The following is a 16,782-nucleotide window of genomic DNA, read 5'->3' as shown; positions in this document are numbered from 1 at the left end:
GCGTGGGGAGCGCCGTACGCCGGCGGCCGGTCACCGTGGCTGTTCTCCGTCATGCGTGTTCTGACGGCCACCAAGTCGATCTTGTTGTTCGCGTCGTGCGAAGGTGCCGTGAAGGAACGGACACACATGCCCGCGCACGCCCGAGCCGGCCGAACAGCACCGGGTGCTGCTCGGCCGTTACCGGGGGTCAGTGCTGGGGGGCGTAGCGGGGGTTGGTGGCGTGCCATTCGAAGCCGCCGCCCATCCAGGCGCGCAGGCCGCGCAGGAAACGCTGGAGGTCGGGGGACGGGACGGGGGCGAGCTCGCGGTGGGTGTCCTCGAAACCTCGGACGAAGTCGTTGTGGAGGCCGACGGTGAACTCGGTGGCCTCCTCGACCGAGCAGCCGCGGTCGTCGGCGACCAGGAGGACCAGGTTGCAGACGGGGTTCTCGTCGGCGGCGTCCTTGGCGACCGAGTGCAGGTCGTTGACGATGACGCTGGCGGTGCCGGCCTGGATGGCGGCACGGCGGACGAGGGGTTCGTAGTAGAGGTCGGCCGGGACCTCGTAGCCGCCGACGACGTCGATCAAGGTCATGGAGGTGTAGAAGCTGTCGTGCTGGCGGGCCGCCAGATACTCCCAGGCGGGCGGGTGGTCGCCCGTCTCGCGCCAGGCCGCGTAGGCGTTCCAGCTCACGAACATGGCGAACGTCGAGTAGCAGACGCGCTGGACCTGGGCGGGGGTGGCGTGCCGGCTCAGATGGGAGACGGCGGAGCCGAGCAGCCTGAGGACCAGGTCGTCCCGCAGGGCCTCGTCGAGGGGCGGCGTGAGCTCTCCGGCGGGCGGGAGGGGGTCCATCGCGGCCATCGCGAGCGCGAGGCGGGGCGGGAGCTTGGCGGGGACGGCGCCCAGGGCGGTGTCGTCGGCGTAGTAGTCGTCGGCGGCCCACCAGGCGGCGTTGAGCTGGGCGGCGACGAGCAGGGCGTCGGGATCGTCGGTGTCGGGGTGGGCGAGGGTGACCAGGCGGCCGAACGTGGCCTTGGCCAGGGCTTCGAGCTCGTGGTCCTCGAAGCCCTGGTCGGCCGCCCAAGCGATGAGGCGGGCGTCCACCTCGGCGGCGAGGGCCTCGTCGGCGCGTTCGTGCGGCGGGCAGTAGAGCGGTGAGTGCGTGCCGTCGCCCCAGGGCCGTTCGATGTAGCCCGGCCCCGGGGGCCGTTCGGCGAAGCCGCCGTACGGTGCGTCGCGGCTCAAGCGGGAGCTGGTCAGGAGGGTGGGCAGCAGTGCCGCGGCGCTGCCCAGGCCGGACGGCCCGAGCGACCTCGCCGGCGACGCGTCCGTCAGCGCGGTGTGCCCGCCGGTGCCGCACTGTGGGTGGTGCGTCGGGCGCATGGTCGGTTCACCTGTCTCTGGTCGGGTCGGGCGGTGGGGTCAGACGCGGTCTGCGGCGATCAGCAGGTACTGGAACCCGCCGTCGCGGTAAGCGTCCAGGAAGGCGTCCTCGATGCCGGTCGCGACCGAGGACTTCTGGCGCAGCTCCCAGTAGGGGATGGTGTCGGCGGTCAGGTCGATGACGCTGGTGGGCACCAGCCGGTTGGCTGCCATGGCGCGGAAGTAGGCGCTGCGTGGATGGATGTCGCACACGTAGTGGGCGTTGATGGTGGAGACCGCTCTGGACGGCAGCCCGTAGACGTCGTCGTAGCAGCCGGTGATGGTGACATACCGGCCGCCGCGGGCCAGCAGCCGGGAGTGCGCCGCGAAGAGGTCGTCGAGGACGACGTACATCGTCGACTCGTTGTTCCAGATCGCCTGGTAGGCGCCGGCCTCGAAACCGGTGTCGAGCATGTTCTTGAAGTGGAAGCGCACCTTGTCGGCGACCCCGCGTTCGGACGCCTGCCGGTTGGCGAACTCCACCTGGGTCTGGGAGATCGAGACGCCGTCGACCTGGCAACCGAACGCGGCGTTGGCCAGGATGCTGGACCCGCCGCGGCCCGAGCCGGCGTCCAGCAGGCGGTGCTGGGGACCGATGTCGCCCAGGTGGCCGAGCAACAGGCGGGCCTGGTCGTTCTCCAGGCGGTGCAGCTCGGCGATGATCGCCTCTTCGCGGACGTCGTCGGGCGCCTCCAGGACCGACCAGTCGACCTCGCCGATGCCGTAGTGGTGGTGGTAGATGCCCGAGACGTCACCCAGCCGCAGGTTGACGGCGTTGCGCTCGGCGTTCCAGTAGCTGGCGACGTCGTTCTGGTAGTCACTGACGATGGTCATGAGGGACCCTTCCTTCAGCTGCCGGATACGTGATGTCACCGTGCTCGAACGAACACGTAGCGTCACTGAGCGAAGCTAATCGCTGGTCCCCGGCCCGGAAAAGGGTCCGGTCACCACAGAAACCGAACGCGCGGTCAAGGCAACTGTCTCGTCAGAGTCAGGCCCTTCAGGGCTCTTGGCCGGCAGAACGTCACAAATCAACGAGCCGGGAGCGAGGGGCCAGGCCGCGGAGGTGGGATGTAAAGATCATTCCAGCGTTGTGCCGCGGGGTGCTCGCCGTTCCGGCGGCGTTCGCCGCGCCGTCGCTGGAGATCGACTACAACGATCCCGGCTACATGCTGGGGCCCGGCAACCCGAACCGGACGAACGGGTGGGTCCCCTCCGGCACCGACTGGGGAATCGCGCTGGTCGAGAACGCCGCCTTCCCGGCGGCGGGCATGCCCGCCGACCGCAGCCTGCGCGTCGACAACTCGGTCGTCCCGGGCACGCGTTACCGCGTGTGGGTCCCCTCCGGCCCGGCGAGACGGCGACGTTCACGTTCACCGTCAAGGCCCGCCGCCCGGGGACCATGGACACGTCGCCCGCTGGAACGGCGGCACCGCCCGTACCCGCACCCTCGTACTGCCCGGCCCCGTCAAGTAGGGAGCGGTCAGCGGAGGACGCGGTAGCGGAGGTGGGTGGCCTCCGGGGTGTCGATCACCCGGATGATCTCCAGTTCGATGCGGGACGGCAGCACGTCGAACAGGCGCCGGCCGCCGCCGAACAACACCGGGACCTGGTGGATCAGCAGCTCGTCCAGCACGCCCGCCTCCAGCGCCCGCCGCGCCGTGTAGGCGCCGATCACGTGCACGTTCCGGTCGCCCGCGGCCTTCTTCGCCTGGGCCATCGTGCTCTCGATCCCGTCGTTCACGTACGTGACCAGCGGATAGTCCGCGACGGGCGGGGCGGGCGGGCGGTGGCTGGGGACGAAGATCGGGACGCCCTGGCCGTTGTGGTCGCCGCCCCAGTGGCCGACCTGCTCGGCGGTGCGCCGTCCCGTCACGACCGCGCCGGTCGCCGCGATCTCGCCGAGCACCTCCCCCGCGGGCCCGGACGTGCGGAACTCCCCCTCTGATGTCAGGCCCCATTCGTGCAGCCGGATGAAGCCGTCGCCGCCGGGGTTGCCCGGCTCGTCGTTCGGTCCCGCGATGTAGCCGTCGAGCGACATCGACATGGCGAGCACTGATACCGGCACTCCGGCCTCCTCGTGTCCTGTTGAGAGATCGCCAGCATCGCGGACCTCGGGTGACACGGCTGTGTCAGTCTGGGGGCATCCGCCATCGGTCGAGGAGGACCGCCGGTCGAGGGAAGAGGTGCGATCCGGGTGCTGACCGTCGAGTTACTCGGGCCGCTGCGCGTCTCGGTGGACGGGCGGCCGGTCGAGCTGCCGGCGGGCCGGCAGCGCGCGCTGCTGGCCGTGCTGGCGATGTCGGCCGGGCGCACGGTCCCGACGGGCAGGCTGGCGACGGCGGTGTGGGGCACGGACTCCGGCGGCGACCCGGGCTCCAACGTCCGGACGAACGTCAAGCGGCTGCGCCGCGCGCTGGGGCCCGGCGCGGAGCGGCTCGTCGAGGCACGTCCCGGCGGCTACCTGCTGGCGGCCGAGCCCGACCAGGTCGACGCGCTGCGCTTCGAGCGCCTGCTCGACGAGGTCGCGACGGCCGGCCGTGCCAGGCTCGCCGAGGCGCTGGCCCTGTGGCGCGGTGTCCCGTTCGACGGGATCACGTCGGACTGGCTCGATCAGTTCGTGGCCCCCTCGCTGCAAGAGCGGTACCTGACCGCGCTGGAACGACGGGTCGACCTGGACCTCGCCCATGGGCCGCGGCCCGACCCGGCCCGGCTGGCCGAGGCCGCCGCACGGCACCCGCTGCGGGAGTCGTTGTGGACGCGGCTGCTGCGGGTGCTCGAAGCGGCCGGCCGGCCCGCGGAGGCGCTGGAGCGGTACGAGACGATCCGGCGCCGGCTCGCCGAGGAGCTGGGCGCCGACCCGAGCCCCGAGCTGCGGCAGGCCCACGCCGACCTGCTCGCCAGCGGCGCCCCGCCGTCCGGCGCCGGGGATTCGGTGCCCCGGCAGCTGCCCGCCACCGTGGACACGTTCTCCGGGCGGGACGTCGAGCTGGCGGCGCTGGACGCGCTGCTCGGCCCGCCGGCCCGGCCCGGGACCGGGTCGCCGCGGATCGCGGTGATCGCCGGTACGGCCGGCGTGGGGAAGACCACGCTGGCCGTGCACTGGGCGCACCGGGTCGCCGAACGGTTCCCGGACGGCCAGCTCTACGTCGACCTGCGCGGGTACGGCCCGTCGGGCCAGGCCGTACCGGCGGCGACGGCCGTCCGCGACCTCCTCGCGGCGTTGCGGGTGCCGCCGCAGCGGATCCCGGACGGCCCGGCCGCGCAGGCCGGCCTCTGCCGCAGCCTGCTGGCCGACCGGCGCGTCCTGATCCTGCTGGACAACGCCCGCGACGCCGACCAGGTCGCCCCGCTGCTGCCCGGGGCGCCCGGCTGCCTGGTGGTGGTCACCAGCCGGGACCACCTCGCCGGGCTGATGATGGCGTACGGCGCGCGCCCGGTCCCCCTCGGCCTGCTGCCGCCGGACGAGGCCGGCCGGCTGCTGGCCCGCCGCCTGGGCGACGACCGGCTCGCGGCCGAGCCCGCGGCCGCCGAGGAGATCATCGCCCGGTGCGCCGGGTTGCCGCTCGCGCTGGCGATCGTCGCCGCCCGCGCCGCCCTCCGTCCCGCGCATCCGCTCGGCGCGCTCGCCGCCGAGCTCCGGGACGTCCTCGGCGCGCTGGACCGCGCCGCCGACGTACGGGCGATCTTCTCGTGGTCGTACGAGCCCCTCGGCGAGGCCGCGGCGAGGCTGTTCCGCCTGGTCGCCGGGCTGCATCCCGGTTCCGCCGGCGAGACCGCCGCCGCGAGCCTGGCCGGCGTCCCGGTGTCCCGGGTGCGGGCGCCGCTGGCCGAGCTGGCCCGTGCCAGCCTGCTCACCGAGCACTCCCCGGGCCGCTACTCGTGCCACGACCTGCTGCGCGCCTACGCCGCCGAACTGTGCCGGGCCCACGACGCCGACCGCGACCTCGCGCTGCGGCGCGTCGTCGACCACTACGTCCTCACCGCGGACGCCGCCCACCGGCTGCTCGCCGGGGAGATGCGGGAGGACGCCGCGAACGACGGCCCCGCCACGCCCGGTCCGGGCGTCTCCGTGGCCGGCCTCGCCGATCGCGACGAGGCGATGGCCTGGTACTCGGCCGAACGCCAGGCCCTGCTCGACGTGCTGAGGCTCGCCGCCGATCTGGGCCTCGACCGCCAGGTCTGCCGCCTGGCGCGGGCGATGTCGGTCTTCCTGCACGGCCAGGGGCTCTGGCACGAGCGGGCCGGCGCCCAGCGGGCCGCCGTGGCCGCCGCCGGGCGCCTCGGCGACCCGGTGGAGGAGACCCGCGCCCACCGCGACCTGGCGTTCGCGCTGGCCGACCTGTGCCGGTTCGACGAGGCGCACCACCACCTCGACCTGGCCCTGGAACGTTCGCGCGACGACCTCACCGGCCAGGCGTGGACGCACTACCGCCGCAGCATCGTGTACGCCAGCCAGGGCGGGGAGGCGGACGCCCGCGACGCCGCCCGCCTCGCCCACGACCTCTTCGAGCGGCTGGGCGACCAGGCGGGGCAGGCCATCGCGCTCACCGACCTGGGGTGGCACCTCGGCCGCCTCGGGGACCACGACCAGGCCGTCCACCTGTGCGAACGGGCGCTCGTCCTGCACCAGAAGCTCGGGAACCTCGGCTACGAGGCCCACACGTGGTCGTGCCTGGCCGACACCCGCCTCCGTTCGGGCGACCCCGCCGGGGCCCGCCGCTCCTACCTCCAGGCCCTCGACCGGTTCCGGACGTTCGAGGACCCGTACGCCGAGGCCAGCACCCTCGCCCACCTCGGCGCCTGCCATTACCTCGCCGGAGACCACGCGGCCGCCCAGGAGCAGTGGCGCGACGCCCATGCCCTGCTCGGCGGCCTCGCCCCCGCCGCCACCGACCAGACCCGCACCCAGCTGGCCACCATCAACGCCCCCGCCGCCGAAGCCTTCACCCAAGCCCACTGACTCCCCCGGGCGGTGCGCCGGTGCGGACCCAGCGACTCAGTGTCACCTGGGGAACACCTTCCCTCTCAGCAGGAGGGGATTTCGGGTACGGGCTGGTCGTTCCAGGTGGAGGAGACCGAGAGCCGGCCAGTGCACGGGGACCGGCAGCGGCTCGGCCGGATCGGGCTCGAAGAACTTCCAGACCCGTCCCTCCCGGTCGTCGCCCAGCCGTCTCGTGCGGACCTCCACGGCGTTGTGCGCGGCGAACCGGTCCTGGAACGCCCCGTTGAGGATCAGGTCGAGGTGGCGCCGGATCGCGGCGTGGCGCTCACAGTCCAGCGGACGGCACTCACAGGAAAAACGCCTGCACCACGGCTTGTCAGCATCGTTCCAAGAGGATCCGACGACGGTCCGACCAGGACGCCTCCTGAGCCTCTTTCCGAACGAAGGACACGCCATGCCCATGATCAACTCCCCTGCCGTCACCCGGCCGTTCCGGCGGCTGCTGACCGTGCTCATCGTCGCCGCGGCGGTCGTCGGCGGCGCGGTCTCCGCGCAGGCCAAGCCGGCTCCGTCCGGACCGAAACCGACCGTGGTGCTGGTCCACGGCGCGTTCGCCGACGCCTCCGGCTTCAACGACACCATCGCGCTGCTCCAGCGGGCCGGCTTCACCGTGATCGCGCCGGCCAACCAGCTGCGCGACACCGCCGGCGACGCCGCGTACGTCTCCAGCGTGCTGAGCACCATCGAGGGCCCGGTCATCCTGGCCGGCCACTCGTACGGCGGCGTCGTCATCACCAACGCCGCCCGCGGCCACGCCAACGTCAGGGCCCTGGTCTACCTGGGCGCGTTCGCCCCCGACAAGGGCGAGAGCGCGATCCAGCTGGCCAATCAGTTCCCCGGCAGCGAGCTCGGCACCGCCCTGGTCGCGCGTCCCTGGAAGATGCCCAACGGTACCGAGGGCATCGACGGCTACATCGACCCGGCCAGGTTCCGCGCGGTGTTCGCCGCCGACCTGCCGGCCTCCGAGACCCGGCTGATGGCCGCCACCCAGCGTCCCGGCAGCGTCGCCGGGCTGTCCGGCGGCAGCGGCGAGCCGGCCTGGAAGACCCTCCCCTCCTGGTACCTGATCCCGACCGAGGACAAGGTCATCCCGCCGGCCGCGCAGCGGTTCATGGCCGAACGGGCCGGCAGCAAGGTGCGCGAGATCAAGTCGTCGCACGTCGTCATGACGTCCCACCCGGCCGCCGCGGCCGCCACGATCCTGGCCGCCTACGCGGGCACCCGCTAGCGAGAACGCAACGCACGTCAGGGAGAACAAGGAGACACCGATGAAACCCGACACGATCGTCCTGATCCACGGCTTCTGGGTCACCCCGCGCAGCTGGGAGAACTGGGTCGCCCACTACAAGGCCAAGGGCTTCCGCGTGCTGGCCCCGGCCTACCCCGGCTTCGAGGCCGAGGTGGAGGCGCTCAACGCCGACCCGACGCCGATCGAGCAGCTCACCGTGCCCGCCGTGATCGAGACGCTGATCAAGGTGATCAACGAGCTGGACCGGCAGCCGATCCTCATGGGCCACTCGGCCGGCGGCGTGTTCACCCAGCTCCTGCTGGACCGCGGCTACGGCGCCTGCGGCGTGGCGATCAACTCCGCGCCCACCGAGGGCGTCAAGCCGATCCCGCTGTCGCAGATCAAGGCCACCTTCCCGGTGCTGAAGAACCCCGCGAACCGGCACAAGGCCGTCGGGTTCACCTACGACCAGTGGCGGTTCGCGTTCACCAACACCTTCCCCGAGGACGAGGCCCGCGCCACGTACGAGCGGTACCACGTCCCGGCCTCGGGCCATGTGTTCTGGGGCAGCGCGCTGGCCAACATCCACCCCGGCCATGACGACACCTACGTCGACTACAAGAACGCCGACCGGGCCCCGCTGCTGTTCGTCGCGGGCGAGAACGACAACCTCATGCCGCCGAAGATCCAGCGGTCCAACGCCAAGCACTACAAGGCGGCCGGCACCGTGACCGAGATCGTGGAGTACCCCGGCCGTTCCCACCTCATGCCCGCGCAGGAGGGCTGGGAGGAGATCGCCGACCACGCCCTCGCCTGGGCGCTCGACCACTCCTGACGGACGCCCGCGGTTCCCCGGCGCGGCGAAGGCCCGCCGGGGAACCGCGGCGCGACCCCGCTCTCCGGCGCCGGAGCCGTTCACCGGAACGGCATCGGGCGCCCGGCGCCGGAGAGCGGGCGGAACGCCGCTCAGCAGGTGAGGTCGCCGCCTGCCGGGACGCCCAGGATCTGGGTGAAGCGCTGGTAGGCGTTCACCCGGCTCTGGACCTGGGCCGGGTTGCGGCCGTCGCATTCCAGGGCCCCGTTGATGCTGCGGATGGTCTCGCCGAAGCCGCGGCCGTTGACCATCGCGGTGTGGCCGCTCATGGTGCCGGGGCCGCTCTGGGTCATCCAGTACCAGAGGCCGGTCTTCCACGCGACGGACGCGTCCTGCTGGACGAGCCACGGGTTGGTGAGCAGGGGCAGGCCGAGCGCGTCGCCCGCGGCCTTGTAGTTGAAGTTCCAGCTGAGCTGGATGGGACCGCGGCCGTAGTAGGCGGCCTGCCCGGCGGGGCACCCGTACGGCTGGCCGGCGTCGCAGTAGTGCGGGTAGTTGGCGGTGTTCTGCTCCACGATGTGGACCAGGCCGCCGGTCTCATGGTTGACATTCGCCAGGAAGGCCGCCGCCTCCTGCTTCGCGACGGTGTCGCCGCCCGTCGTGGCGAACGCGGGGAACGCGCTCATCGCGGTGGTCAGGCCGCTGTAGGTGTAGAAGGAATTGCGGCCCGGGAACATCTGGTCGAACTGGGCCTGGCTCACCACGAAGCCGCCGGGCGCGGGCGGGTCGGTGGTCCCGCCGCCGCACGGCCCCTGGTCCGCCCACACGTCCGACCTCCCCGGAGTCTCGTTCTGCGTCCACCACTTGGCCGACCAGTTGCGCCCGTTGTAGGACGCGACGGCGCCGCCGGTGTAGACCGCCGAGGCGTTCCACGGCGTGGCGCAGGCCGCGGCGCCCGCCGCGGCGGTGGCCGTCACGGCCGGGAGCACGCCCGCCAGAAGCGCCAGGGCCGCGAGCACGACCACGATCCGACGCATCAGGATCACACCCCTTCCTGAAGGGATCACTTAGGAAAGTTTCCTAAGAGTGGCCGCGATCGTGACATGCCCGGCGTGCCCCGGCAAGGCCCAAGTCACCGGTCCGGCGGGCTGCCTGGAGTGGTGCCCGCGAAGGCGCGGAACGGCGCCGCGTATTTACAGCCGCGTTCCCGGCATGGATGATGCGGTCCCCTCCCGAAGCGAGGCGGCGCCATGGCCCATAACACCGGCTGCGCCAAGGCCCAGCGGCCCGGTTGCGAATGCGACTGCGGCGGCGCGCGGCACGGCTGCCAGGGGGCATTCGAGATCGCGGAAGCGTCAGAGGACGCCGTTCGGACCTTTATGGCGGCGAAGGAGAATGACTGGCACGGAAGAAGGCTGGTGGGGCTGAGCCAGGGGCAGGCCGCCATCGGCTGCGCCAAAGCGGACGTCGTGTGCTGGCTGCATCGCGACCGCGCACTCCGGGAATGCGCGAAGAGCGCCACGGAAAGGGCCTTCGAGCACGACCCGGAGACGCCGGAGCAGGGGCTGGTCCTGAGCGGGCTCACCTCCCACCTCGGTTCGCAGCGCATGCTGGAGTTTCAGGAGTGGGCCCGGACGACGCATTTCTGGTGCGAGCTCCTCGCGCAGATGGCCTTCGCGCTCGACCATTACGAAAGGCTCCGGGCGCGGATGTTCCGGGCGGTGGAGGACGTCCTCTCCCAGCTGGACGGACCGCCCCCGCCCGATGTGGTGCGCCGGGCCGCGGTCATCCGGATGGCGGTCTGGTCGGCCTGGAGATACGTCCTCGAAGGAATCCTCGCCGCGTCGGGCACGGGCGCCGGCTTGAAGGCGTTGCTGGACGACGGGAACGTGCAGCCGCTCATCTGGCCCATCCGGGTGATCGCCGTTCTGATGTGCCCGGACGCCTCCTGCCATCCGATGGTCCGCGAGCACTGCTGGGAGCCGATCGTCCGCCACGGCGGCGCGGAGGTCCGGCACGAGGTGCGTGAACGGCTCGCCGGGGCCTTCCCCGGCAACGCCTGGTCCTGGCAGGGCTGACGCACCCGGCAGGGCTGACGCACCCGGCGGGGGTCAGGGGGCGAGGGTGATCGTGGACGGGATGCCCTGGCGGGTCATCTTGGAGTAGGGGCACAGGCCGGTGGCCCTCGCGAGCAGCCGTTCGGCGATGTCGCGGCCGACTCCGGGCCAGTTCACCACCAGATCGGCCTGGAGGAGGTAGCCGCCGTCCGCCGGGTCCCGGCCCAACGCCACCGTCGCCTCGACCGTGATCGGCGCGGGATCGAGCGCTTGCTGCCTGGCCACCAGGCTGAGCGCGCCGTGCAGGCACGCGGCGAAACCGGTGGCGAAGAGCTGCTCGGGGTTGGGGCCGGTCGCGTCGCCGCCGAGCTCGTACGGTGTGCGCAGGTCCAGGTCGAGCGAGCCGTCGGCGGAACGGGCCCGTCCGGTCGCGCGCCCGTGGGCGGAGTCGCCACCGCTCACGGTGACGCGGGCGGTGTAGATCGGCGTGAACCGGGCGCCCTCGTCGTCGTCGGCGGGCGGTGCCGGGATGGGGAGCGGGTCGTTCACCGGGGCGGCCCTCCTTCCTCTCTCAGGAACGGTTCCAGCGCCGGAGCTTGTCGGGGTTCAGCACGATCCACACGGCCGTGACCTCGGCGCCGGCGACGCTGAGGCTGATCACCGCCGCCGCCCGGCCCGCCCGCCGCGGCACCAGGCCGGTGCGGCCGTTGACGGACTCGACGGTCACGGTCATGCGGGGCTCGCCGTTCAGCAGGGTGGTGACGAAGCCGGCCACCGCCGCCGCGCCGTGGATCGGATGCGGCACCGCGCGCACCTTGCCGCCGCCGTCGCCGACCACGATCGCGTCGTCGGCCAGCAGCCTCCGCAGCGTCTCGGTGTCGCCGGTGCCGCACGCCGCCGCGAAGCGGCGCACGACATGGTCGTGCCTGGCCAGCAGGGCGGGGTCGGTGTCGTCCTGCTGGGGATGCCGCCGGAGCCAGGCCTCGACCGGATCCTCCGCCGGGCGGCCGGCCGGGGTCCTCGGACGAGGAGCGGGGGAACGCGGCGCCTGGGGGCGCGGGCCTGGCCCGGGGACCGGGCCGAGATCGGAAGAGGAGGACCGCGCCAGAAGGTCCAGGCAGATGCCTCCCGCGACCCGCGTGAGCCAGGCGCGGGGCACCGCGATGCGTGCCCGCTCGCCGTCGTCGAGGGCGTACCAGCGGCGGTACGTCTCCAGGACGATCTGGTCGGCGGCGGCCGCGCCGAACATCCACCCGGCGGTCTCCAGGAGGTGCCGCCGCTCGTCGAGCATCTCCTGCAGCGAGGCGGCGCCCTGCCCGGTCATGGCCGGCCGTCCTCACGGCGGGAGCGACGCACGCCCGTCCCGTGCCCACGGCCGGCTGTCACGATCGTCCGCACGTTCGTCCTCACTTCGGTCGGGTCGCCAGCTAGGACAGGACAGCCCTGCGCGTTGTGACGGCGGAGGTCAGGCCGGTGCGGACACTGCGGTGATCTTGGACGGGTTCATCATCCACATGACCTGGTCGATGCCCTCGCCGGAGGTGTGGACGCTGAGGACGGCGAACATGTGCCCGCCGTTGAAGAGCAGCGCGGCCGCCTGCCCGTTGACGTCGCCCCACCGCACCTCGACCCCGGCCCAGAACCGGCTCGCGAACGCCCGGTGGTACCTGGCGACGCGGACCGAGCCCACCACGGGGACGCGGGACGCCCGGACGACGCCGCCGCCGTCGGAGTAGCTGATCACGTCCGCGGCGAGGATCTTCTCCAGGGCGGTGAGGTCGCCGGTCTGCGCCGCCGCGACGAACGCGGTCAGCAACCGGCGCTGCTCGGCCCCGGTCACCGGGGCCCGCCGCTCGGACCGCAGGTGCTTGCGGGCCCGGCTGACGAGCTGCCGGACCGACGCCTCGCTCGTCTGGATGATCTCCGAGATCAGCGAGTAGGGATAGTCGAACGCCTCGCGCAGGACGTAGGCCGCCCGTTCGGTCGGCGACAACCTCTCCAGCAGGAAGAGCACCGCGAGTTCGAGGGCCTCGCCGCGTTCGGCGCCGAGGTACGGGTCGGCGCTGGTGTCGACGGGCTCGGGCAGCCAGGGCCCGACGTAGGTCTCGCGGCGGACCCGCGCCGACTGCAGGACGTTGATCGCCAGCCGGGTGGTCGTCGTCGCCAGGAACGCCGCGGGCTCGGTCACGGTGGCGCGTTCGTAGGCCTGCCAGCGCAGCCAGACCTCCTGCACCAGGTCCTCGGCCTCGGTGGAACTGCCGAGCATCCGGTAGGCGATGCCGAAGAGGCGCGGCCGGACGCCCGCGAAGACCTCCGCCGCCTGCTCCAGATCATCCGGCCGCTTCGCGTGGTCCGCGGGTCCGGTGTCCTCCACGTGATGCCCCTGTCTCCGCTGGTCGCTGGATCGTCCGCCCTGGTGGTCGCTTGGACGGGACGGCCGCGCGGTGGGTGACGGCGGCCCGCGCGGCGAGCGGGCATCGGCGTGGAACGCCTTGGCCGCGTTCGTGTTCGATGCGCTGCCGCCATTGTGCACCCGCCGATCACGTCGCGCCTTCCTCGCGGAACTCGATCTTCCGGTGGGTTCCGTCGCACAGGGGTTTGCCGGCGGAGTGCCCGCAGCGGCACAACGTCATGCGGTCGCGGGTCTCCAGCGGCTCGCCGTCCGCGCGCAGGACCGGCACGCCGCCGGTCACCCACAGGGCGCTGGCCAGGCCTTCCTCTTCCTCGAGGACCGAGATCGCCTGGGGCAGGTCGGGCCCGATCGTGTCGCCGCCGCGTTCCAGGGCGTAGCTGTAGGACCCGGACGGGCAGTGGTCGATGCGGCCCATGATCGTGGAGCGCACGTCGCTGTCCTCGGTGTCGGCGAGCATCGCGGCGATCGGCCTGGTGCGGCCGATGCAGAACGCGGCGTGAACGCACAGCTCGCCGACCCGCTGGGCCGAGATGCCGACCCCGTCGTGCACGTGCTGGAGTTCCGCGTACGGCCGGGTGACGGCGGCCTCGGTTCCGTCGAACCCGGCCACGGCGTGCGTCCCGTCGCAGAACGGCTTGGAGCCCGACTTGCCGCAGCGGCACAGCGCGTAGGTGTCCTCGGTCTCCAGATCCTCGCCGGTCTTCCAGGTCAGCGCGTCGTTCCCGGCCGAGACGATCTTGCGTTTGCGGCGGAGCGGGACCCCGCCGTACACGACGTACGGGCCGTCGCGCAGCGCGACGATCTGCCGCCGGTCACCGGTGCTCCACCGGCGCAGCTCCGGTGCGACGTACTCGAACGTGGGCCCGGCGGTCATGCCGTCCTCGTCGGGCATCGCCATCAGCGCCTGGGCCTGCGCCTTGAGCGCGTACATGGTGCCGGTGGCGACCGAGAGCAGCCGCGGGCTGCCGTTGAACGCCTGCTCCAGCAGGTGCAGGACGGCGCAGTAGGTGTGGTTGAACTCCTCCTGGGCCACCCGGATCGGGCTGCCCGGCGCGTGGTCGGCGAGCCGCGGGTCGCGCCGCATCGGCCGGACGCCGTCGAAGCCGACGTCGATCGTCTCGCCGGTGGGCCCGGTCTCCGGCGTGTCGCCGCGGCGGTAGCGCCGGCCGAGCTTGAGCTCCTGGAAGCGGTAGTAGTGCGCGACCTCGTCACGTTCGGGGTGGTGGACGTCCCGGTCGCCGTCCCAGACCTCACCGCGGGCCGTGCCCTCGCCCTGCTCGACGATCTCCTCCAGCGCCGTCAGCGCCGAGGCCAGGTCGGTGACCGGGATCAGCTGCCCGGCGGTGTTGCGGAAGTGGCCGGCGTGCACCTGGCGGGCCGGGTCGCCGCTGAAGACCGCCTTCTCGCCGAGCCGGTCGCACACGTGCCGCAGGCCGTGCTCGATCGCGTCGTAGAACTGCCCGATCGTCTCGTAGCCGTCGGCCTCCGCCGGGGCACCGGGCGGCGCCGGGCGTTCCAGCCGGAGGAACGTCTCCAGCGCCTCCGGGCCGAACGGGAGCAGCGACAACTCCAGCGAACGGTCGCCGTGCGGCAGGGGCCGCGGGTGCGGCGGCAACATCCGCGGCGTGTCCAGCAGCGGGGCGCCGCCGACGGCGTTGAGCAGGTTCGCGGCCAGCGCCAGGTGGATCATCTCTTCGACGAAGACCCCGGCCACCACCTCGGCGGCCTCGGGATGCCTCGCCGGGTCGAGCGAGTAGAGCGCGCACAGGTACGGCGGCAGGGTCGCGTGCTCCAGCTCGATCGCCCACTGCAGATGCTCGCGGAGGCCGTCCAGCGTCGTGATCGCTCCAGGGTCGTTCACCGGCGTTCCGCCTCGCCGGTCGCCTCGCCGGTCGCCGGGCCGGTCGCGGGGCCGGCCGGGTGGTGGCCGCCGAGCTCCTCGGCCGCGCCCATGAGGTTGCGCAGGCCGATCTCCTCACGCTCGGCGTCGGCCGGGTCGAACGGCCACTCCGCGACCGGCAGGCCGGCGACCTCCTCCGGGCGGCTCGCCTCGGCCAGGCTCAGCTCGACCTCGATCTCGGCCTTGAACTCGAACTCGAAAGTGCTCATCGTTCCTCCACGCAGGGCTGGGACGGACGCCTGGCGGGCCGGACCCCGGCGCTTGACCGCGTGGATCAGCTGCATCGAGATCTGTCCGGAGCCGAACAGGCGGGTGAAGCTCTCGCTCTGGTGAGCCGCCAGCGCGTAAGCACGGTCGGCGCGGTGCCGGGCGGCGACGACCGCGGCGACCTGTTCGGCCCGCCGGGTCCAGGACAGCGGTACGTCGCCGGGCCGCTCGATCTGCTCGATCAGGTCGAACCCCGTGCCGGCCAGCAGCCGGACGAGGTCGTGCTGGGTGGGAAAGAGGTTGCCCTCCGGGCCCGCGGGGACCCGGGCGTCCCGGGCGACGACCACCAGGAGCCCCAGCGAGGCCCCCGGCGCCAGCACCCGGTGGATCTCGCGGAGCAGGGCCGCCTTGTCCCGGACGGTGTCCAGCACCCCCAGGCACCAGGCGGCGTCGATCGTTCCGTCGCGGAGCGGGATCCGCGCGCCGTCCGCCAGGATCACCGGGAGGCCGAACATCCGGGAGGCCGCCCGGCACGCGGCGGGCATCGGCTCCAGCAGGATCGGCCGGACGCCGAACCGTTTGGCCGCCCAGGCCGCCGGGCCGCCGGCTCCCGCGCCGACGTCCAGCAGCCTGGTCCCGGGCGCCAGCTCGCACGCCTCCGCCAGCCAGGCCAGCGCCGCCGGGCTCGCGCTGCCGCGGCAGGCGGCCGGGATCGCGTGCCGCTCGCCGAGCTGCTCGACGGCGTCGGCGGTCCAGCCGGCGACGGCGTCGAACTCGGCGACCATCGCTGCTGCGGTCACGGCGGACCTCCGTCCGGTCAGGTTCTGCTGGTCACGCGGGCCCGCTGCTCATCCAGGTCCGCTGCTCATCAGGGCCGCTGTCATCGGGGCCGCTGTCATCGGGGCCCGGCGGTCACTGGGCGGGCGCGGGGTTGTTCGGCAGCCACTCGGCGTACGTGATCTCGCCGAGGGTCGCGCCGTCGCCCGGGACCAGGTCCGTCTCGTTCAGCTCGGCGCCGAAGTAGTGCGCGTGCGGGTCGGTCACCACCGTGCGCTTGTCGCCCCACGCGATCAGCGCGTCGCGGAAGAAATCGTCCATCCGGGTGCGCTCGGGCCCGCCGATCTCGATCGCCCCGTTCAGCGGCTCGCCCACGGCGGTGCGCCCGACCACCCTGGCGACCTCGTCGCCCGCGATCGGCTGGAACGCCACCGGGGGCATCCGCACCGTGTCGCCGTCGGTGGCGCCGTCGGCGATCCGGCGGGCGAACTCGAAGAACTGCGTCGCGTGCACGATCGAGAACGGGATGCCGGAGTCCTTGATCAGATTCTCCTGAGCGATCTTCGCGCGGAAGTAGCCGATGTCGGGACGCCCGCCGGTGCCGACGACCGACAGCGCGACGTGGTGCTTCACGCCGGCCTCGGCCTCGGCGGCCAGCAGGTTGCCGGTGGAGGTCTCGAAGAACTTCAGCACCTCGGCGTCCTCGAACGACGGCGAGTTCGACACGTCGATCACCACCGAGGTGCCGGTCATGGCCTCGGCCAGCCCCTCGCCGGTGAGGGTATCGACGCCGGTGTTCGGCGCCGCGGCGACCGCCTCGTGGCCGTGCTCGCCGAGCTTGGCCACGAGCTTCGAGCCGATCAGGCCGGTTCCGCCGATAACCACGATCTTCATGACTGTGACCTTCCTGTTCGCCGGGGCTGCGTATCCGCCGGTCGCCAGCTAAGACAGGGCACCCCCCGGGCCTGTGACAGGT

15 protein-coding genes are annotated in these 16,782 nt (G+C 72.8%); 4 read left to right on the top strand and 11 right to left on the bottom strand.

Annotated features, from left to right (window positions below; all coding sequences use genetic code 11):
* Positions 1-187: 187 nt before the first annotated feature.
* The 4 genes from ABZ810_RS02905 to ABZ810_RS02890 form a co-directional block, all read right to left on the bottom strand.
* Complete coding sequence (locus ABZ810_RS02905; protein WP_358398373.1) at positions 188-1,366, bottom strand: family 2 encapsulin nanocompartment cargo protein terpene cyclase; 1,179 nt, start codon at positions 1,364-1,366, stop codon at positions 188-190.
* A gap of 39 nt (positions 1,367-1,405) precedes the next feature.
* On the bottom strand, positions 1,406-2,239 hold the full coding sequence (locus ABZ810_RS02900; RefSeq protein WP_358398370.1) for a geranyl diphosphate 2-C-methyltransferase: 834 nt from the start codon (positions 2,237-2,239) through the stop codon (positions 1,406-1,408).
* Between the two features lie 331 nt (positions 2,240-2,570).
* Positions 2,571-2,726, bottom strand: coding sequence for a hypothetical protein (locus tag ABZ810_RS02895; protein WP_358398368.1), 156 nt, complete (start codon positions 2,724-2,726; stop codon positions 2,571-2,573).
* Positions 2,727-2,888: 162 nt separating this feature from the next.
* Entirely contained in the window at positions 2,889-3,473 is a 585-nt protein-coding gene (locus tag ABZ810_RS02890) for a dihydrofolate reductase family protein (RefSeq protein ID WP_358398365.1), read from the bottom strand.
* A gap of 129 nt (positions 3,474-3,602) precedes the next feature.
* Here ABZ810_RS02890 and ABZ810_RS02885 point away from each other — a divergent pair, with 129 nt between their 5' ends.
* The 3 genes from ABZ810_RS02885 to ABZ810_RS02875 all read left to right on the top strand — a co-directional run bounded on the left by ABZ810_RS02885 (position 3,603) and on the right by ABZ810_RS02875 (position 8,473).
* Entirely contained in the window at positions 3,603-6,368 is a 2,766-nt protein-coding gene (locus ABZ810_RS02885) for a BTAD domain-containing putative transcriptional regulator (RefSeq protein WP_358398362.1), read from the top strand.
* A gap of 442 nt (positions 6,369-6,810) precedes the next feature.
* On the top strand, positions 6,811-7,638 hold the full coding sequence (locus ABZ810_RS02880; protein ID WP_358398360.1) for an alpha/beta hydrolase: 828 nt from the start codon (positions 6,811-6,813) through the stop codon (positions 7,636-7,638).
* Between the two features lie 40 nt (positions 7,639-7,678).
* Positions 7,679-8,473: an alpha/beta hydrolase gene (locus ABZ810_RS02875; RefSeq protein WP_358398358.1), complete on the top strand. Its 795-nt coding sequence runs from the start codon at positions 7,679-7,681 to the stop codon at positions 8,471-8,473.
* 131 nt (positions 8,474-8,604) lie between these two features.
* On the opposite strand, the gene ABZ810_RS02870 is transcribed toward ABZ810_RS02875, so the two are convergent.
* Positions 8,605-9,489 carry a glycoside hydrolase family 19 protein gene (locus ABZ810_RS02870; protein ID WP_358398945.1) on the bottom strand — a complete coding sequence of 295 codons (885 nt, stop codon included), beginning with the start codon at positions 9,487-9,489 and terminating at the stop codon, positions 8,605-8,607.
* A gap of 213 nt (positions 9,490-9,702) precedes the next feature.
* Here ABZ810_RS02870 and ABZ810_RS02865 point away from each other — a divergent pair, with 213 nt between their 5' ends.
* Positions 9,703-10,530: a hypothetical protein gene (locus tag ABZ810_RS02865; protein ID WP_358398356.1), complete on the top strand. Its 828-nt coding sequence runs from the start codon at positions 9,703-9,705 to the stop codon at positions 10,528-10,530.
* Between the two features lie 33 nt (positions 10,531-10,563).
* Here the strand turns inward: ABZ810_RS02865 and ABZ810_RS02860 are convergent, their stop codons facing one another.
* The 6 genes from ABZ810_RS02860 to ABZ810_RS02835 all read right to left on the bottom strand — a co-directional run bounded on the left by ABZ810_RS02860 (position 10,564) and on the right by ABZ810_RS02835 (position 16,700).
* The gene (locus ABZ810_RS02860) at positions 10,564-11,058 is read right to left on the bottom strand and encodes an Ohr family peroxiredoxin (RefSeq protein ID WP_358398355.1); all 495 of its coding nucleotides are present in this window, start codon (positions 11,056-11,058) and stop codon (positions 10,564-10,566) included.
* Positions 11,059-11,080: 22 nt separating this feature from the next.
* Positions 11,081-11,833, bottom strand: coding sequence for a nuclear transport factor 2 family protein (locus ABZ810_RS02855; RefSeq protein WP_358398353.1), 753 nt, complete (start codon positions 11,831-11,833; stop codon positions 11,081-11,083).
* A 141-nt stretch (positions 11,834-11,974) separates the two neighbouring features.
* Positions 11,975-12,883 carry an RNA polymerase sigma-70 factor gene (locus ABZ810_RS02850; protein WP_358398351.1) on the bottom strand — a complete coding sequence of 303 codons (909 nt, stop codon included), beginning with the start codon at positions 12,881-12,883 and terminating at the stop codon, positions 11,975-11,977.
* Positions 12,884-13,049: 166 nt separating this feature from the next.
* Complete coding sequence (locus tag ABZ810_RS02845) at positions 13,050-14,783, bottom strand: ferritin-like domain-containing protein (RefSeq protein WP_358398349.1); 1,734 nt, start codon at positions 14,781-14,783, stop codon at positions 13,050-13,052.
* Complete coding sequence (locus ABZ810_RS02840; RefSeq protein WP_358398347.1) at positions 14,780-15,829, bottom strand: class I SAM-dependent methyltransferase; 1,050 nt, start codon at positions 15,827-15,829, stop codon at positions 14,780-14,782. The genes ABZ810_RS02845 and ABZ810_RS02840 overlap by 4 nt, the downstream gene beginning before the upstream one ends.
* A gap of 112 nt (positions 15,830-15,941) precedes the next feature.
* Positions 15,942-16,700 carry an SDR family oxidoreductase gene (locus ABZ810_RS02835; protein ID WP_358398345.1) on the bottom strand — a complete coding sequence of 253 codons (759 nt, stop codon included), beginning with the start codon at positions 16,698-16,700 and terminating at the stop codon, positions 15,942-15,944.
* Positions 16,701-16,782: the final 82 nt, after the last annotated feature.

The sequence above is a fragment of the Spirillospora sp. NPDC047279 genome (assembly GCF_040643285.1).
Taxonomy (GTDB): domain Bacteria; phylum Actinomycetota; class Actinomycetes; order Streptosporangiales; family Streptosporangiaceae; genus Spirillospora.
The sequence above is the reverse complement of the archived record's forward strand: the minus strand, read 5'-3'. Positions and strand labels throughout refer to the sequence as shown.

Bases quoted from the DNA above. Each gene is read 5' to 3' on its own strand.
- ABZ810_RS02870 (WP_358398945.1), bottom strand. From the start codon at position 9,489: ATGCGTCGGATCGTGGTCGTGCTCGCGGCCCTGGCGCTTCTGGCGGGC.
- ABZ810_RS02905 (WP_358398373.1), bottom strand. From the start codon at position 1,366: ATGCGCCCGACGCACCACCCACAGTGCGGCACCGGCGGGCACACCGCG.
- ABZ810_RS02855 (WP_358398353.1), bottom strand. From the start codon at position 11,833: ATGACCGGGCAGGGCGCCGCCTCGCTGCAGGAGATGCTCGACGAGCGG.
- ABZ810_RS02875 (WP_358398358.1), top strand. From the start codon at position 7,679: ATGAAACCCGACACGATCGTCCTGATCCACGGCTTCTGGGTCACCCCG.
- ABZ810_RS02900 (WP_358398370.1), bottom strand. From the start codon at position 2,239: ATGACCATCGTCAGTGACTACCAGAACGACGTCGCCAGCTACTGGAAC.
- ABZ810_RS02865 (WP_358398356.1), top strand. From the start codon at position 9,703: ATGGCCCATAACACCGGCTGCGCCAAGGCCCAGCGGCCCGGTTGCGAA.
- ABZ810_RS02835 (WP_358398345.1), bottom strand. From the start codon at position 16,700: ATGAAGATCGTGGTTATCGGCGGAACCGGCCTGATCGGCTCGAAGCTC.
- ABZ810_RS02880 (WP_358398360.1), top strand. From the start codon at position 6,811: ATGATCAACTCCCCTGCCGTCACCCGGCCGTTCCGGCGGCTGCTGACC.